A 3,665-nucleotide genomic window follows, 5' to 3' on the forward strand; every position below is an offset into this window, starting at 1 on the left:
GGCTGGTACCGCCAATCACCGCCGCTGCAATGGCGTTCAGGTTCACGTCGCCGCTGCCGGCCTGCTGGCTGGCCGAAGCGAGCCGTGCCGCAGTCAGCACGCCGCCGAGCGCGGCGAAACTGGCGCAGAGCACAAAGGCGCTGGTATAGATGCCGCTGACATTAATGCCCGCCCGCCTGGCGGCCTCGTGATTGCCGCCGACCGCGTTCATCGACCGGCCCCATCGCGTCCTCGTCAGCGCATAGTCCATGGCGACGGCGAGGGCGAGGAATATGCCGAACATCAGCGGAACGCCGCGCCCCTGGTTAAGGTAGGCGACCACGACCTCCAGCAACACCGTGGTGGCCACGCAGCGCACGAGAAGGCTGCCCACCGAGGGCGCAGAGAGATTGGACGCACGGCGACGCTCACGGGTGCGCAACCCGAGCAGAAGGATCGCGACACCGGGCACGAGTGCAAGGAGGTACGAAACGACTGCGGGGATGATGATGAGTTGCCCGAGGTTCACCAGCGTGGTGTCATAGGGCAGGTTGATCGACCCGGTGGCGCCCAGCACGTAGAGCTGCATCCCGAGGATCGCGAGCAGCCCGGCCAGCGTTGCGACGAAGCTCGGCATGCCGAGCCGGTTGAGCAGCAGCGCGTACAGGGCGCCGACCACCGCACCAACGACGATGGCCGCCACGATCGCCAGCAGCACCGGCCAGCCATGATTGACCCAGAGCGTACCGACGAGGGCCGAAGCGAAGCCGCTCATCGAGCCCACCGACAGGTCGATCTGCCCCACCATCAGCACGCAGACGATGCCCAGCGAGATCACCCCGACCGTCGAGCAGTCGAACAGCAGGTTCACCAGGTTGTCGGCTGAGAGGAACACCGGGTTCAGGCTGGTGAACACGGTCCAGATGATGACCAGGCCCGCGATGACGGGCAGGGAACCCAGATCGCCCGAGCGCACCCGTTCGACGAAGGCGGCAACGGCGCCGCCGACCCCGGTCGCGTGCTTGACGCGGATATCGCTGCGGTCGAGCAGCGTGGAAGGCGGTGGACTGTCTTGCGCTTCACGTTGCGGAGCGCCTTGCGTTTCGTGGCTCATGATGGTTTCTCCGTCTAGGCGTTCTGTTCAGCCTGGCGCCGGCCGGCGCGGCGCGACACGGCGTTCTCGGTGGCGCCGGTGATCGCGGCCACCAGCTCCTGATTCGAGGAGTCGGGATAGAAAATGCCGTTGTTGCGGCCAAGCCGCAGGACCACGATCCGATCGGCCACGGCGCGCACGTCCTCCATGTTGTGGCTGATCATGATCACCGCGTGGCCGCGGTCGCGCACCCGCTCGATCAGGTTCAGCACCTCAGCGGTCTGGGCTACGCCCAGCGCCGCCGTCGGCTCGTCGAGCATGATCAGCTTCGGGTCCAGCAGCAGCGAGCGTGCGATCGCCACGGTCTGGCGCTGCCCGCCCGACAGCGAGGCGACCACGTCGCGCACGCTCGGGATGCGGGCCGACAGCTCGTTCAGAAGGGTCCAGGCCTTCACCTCCATCGCGACCTCGTCGAGGCGCAGCGGATTCAGCTCGCGCCCGAGGTAGATGTTGGCGACGACATCGAGGTTTTCGCAAAGCGCCAGGTCCTGGAACACCGTGGCGATGCCGAGGTCGAGCGCCGCAGCCGGATTGGACAGCGCGACCTCCTTGCCGCCGAACGTGATCGTGCCGGTGCTGGGTTGGTGGACACCGGCGAGCACCTTGACCAGCGTCGATTTCCCGGCCCCGTTGTCGCCTACCAGGGCGACCACTTCGCCGGCATGCACGTCGAGCTCGATGTCCGTCAGGGCCGAGACCGCTCCGAAGTGCTTCGAGACGCCGCGCAGGCTGAGCACCAGCTCGCCAGGGCCGGACCGTGTTGTGGAGTTGTCAGTCATGGGACGGATACCTCGATAAAAGTAGTGGGACCCGGCAAGAGCGGGATCCCGACCTGCATCGCGCAGACTCAGTTCGTGATTCCGAGTTTCTTGCACCCTTCGGCATAGCGGTCGGTGCACAGATCCTTGGCGTTCGCGAATCCCTTGTCGACGACCTCCGCCTTGAGATTGTTCGCCGTGATCACCGCCGGCTTGAAGAGCTGGGACGGGGTGTTGAAGAGCGTCGTTTCACCCTTCGGCGTCTGGCCGGACAGGAAGCCGACGGCCACCTTCGCCGCCGCTGCGGCGACGATCTCGCTCGGCTTCAGGATCGTGTTGTACTCGTCGCCCGCGATGATCAACTGCAGTCCCGCGAGCGTCGCGTCGTTGCCGGTTACCGGTGGCACCGGGTTGACGCCGGCTGCCTTGAAGGCCGCGACGGCCCCGCCACCCGTGCCGTCGTTGGCGGCCACGACACCAACAATCTGCGAGCCGAAGCGGGTGATCTGCCCGCTGACCCATTGCTGGGCCTTCGGCGGCGCCCAGTCCGGCGTGTCGTACTCGGCCAGCGTCTTGTAGCCGCTACCCTGCAACCCGGCGTGGATGCCCTTCTTGATCAGTCCCGCCGCCGCGTCGGTCGGCGAACCGTTGACCTCGAGCACGCCGCCCTTGGTGGTCGGCACGCCCGTGTCTTTCAGGTGCTGGACGAGCGACTGAGCGATAGCCTTGCCGATGCCTTCGTTGTCGAACGACACGTAGTAGTTGGCCGGGGTCGAGGGCACGGGCCGGTCATAGGCGATCACCTTGATACCCTGGCCCTGCGCCATATGGACCAGGGACGCCGCGGCCGTCGAGTCCACCGGGTCGAGGACGATCACCTTGGCGCCTTGCGCGATTACCGAGTTGAACTGCTGCTGCTGCGTCGCGACATCGGCGTTGGCGTTCTGGTAGAGCACCTTGCAGTCGGGGCAGAGCTTGGTCATTTCGGCCTTGAAGCCGGGGAAGTCATGCTGTTCGTAGCGCGTCGACGCCTGGTCGGGCATCAGGAAGGCGACCGTGCCACTGGGCGCGGCCAGTGCGGCCGTGCCGCCTAACAGGCTGAGGCCGAGGCCGAGGCTAAGCGCGCTGGAGCCGATAAAGTGCTTTGAAAGTCGGGTCATTGAATGTCTCCGTATTGTAGAACTATGTAGTACACAATAAATTCATTCGGCTAACACAGAATCTCTGGATCCTGCTGTCATCGAAAGTAGCAAAGTAGCAATGAGCAAAAGTCGCAATTAGCGGACTTGACTAGCAGGATCAAACGAACGTCAGAAACGGGAGTTACATGGCGGAAAACTTGGGGCCTAAAAACTTGGGGCTTACCCTTGGCAGATTTCGAAGGCGGTTCGCGTCGCGCGGGGCCATGTATCAGCACCGCGTTCCGCGGTCGACCGATGAAACACGCGCTAGCCGAATGCTTCCGCGGCGTGCGCCGCGTCGGGCGATTCAGTCCCGCTTGCTGCATTGAGCTCCTGATACGCGCGCCATCGCGACGGCGACATGTCCTTCAGCACCAGGAACTGGCGGTTAAAATTCGAGAGATTGTTAAAGCCGACCTGATAGCAGATGTCGGTGATAGTGAGTTCACCCGACATCAGTAATTGGCAGGCGAGATTAATGCGCAGCCGGTTCACATACTGCACGAAGGGCACGCCGGTGTGCCGGCGGAAATATCGAGAAAAGGCGCTGGCGCTTTGTCCCGCGAGTTCGGCCAACTCCGTTTCGCGCAACTC

General features: G+C 64.3%; 4 protein-coding genes. All 4 read right to left on the minus strand.

Features of this window, described 5'->3' with window-relative positions:
* On the minus strand, positions 1–1,093 hold a 1,093-nt coding region (locus tag WCA53_RS32535; RefSeq protein WP_423921581.1), incomplete at its 3' end, for a sugar ABC transporter permease.
* A gap of 14 nt (positions 1,094–1,107) precedes the next feature.
* A complete protein-coding gene (locus WCA53_RS32540) occupies positions 1,108–1,911 on the minus strand; it encodes an ATP-binding cassette domain-containing protein (RefSeq protein WP_423921584.1) in 804 nt (267 codons plus the stop codon).
* A gap of 68 nt (positions 1,912–1,979) precedes the next feature.
* Positions 1,980–3,050: a sugar ABC transporter substrate-binding protein gene (locus WCA53_RS32545; RefSeq protein ID WP_423921589.1), complete on the minus strand. Its 1,071-nt coding sequence runs from the start codon at positions 3,048–3,050 to the stop codon at positions 1,980–1,982.
* A 288-nt stretch (positions 3,051–3,338) separates the two neighbouring features.
* Positions 3,339–3,665 (minus strand): helix-turn-helix domain-containing protein (locus tag WCA53_RS32550; protein ID WP_423921593.1); only part of this gene is annotated, 327 nt, incomplete at its 5' end.

Source organism: Caballeronia sp. (assembly GCF_049581465.1).
Classification (GTDB): domain Bacteria; phylum Pseudomonadota; class Gammaproteobacteria; order Burkholderiales; family Burkholderiaceae; genus Caballeronia.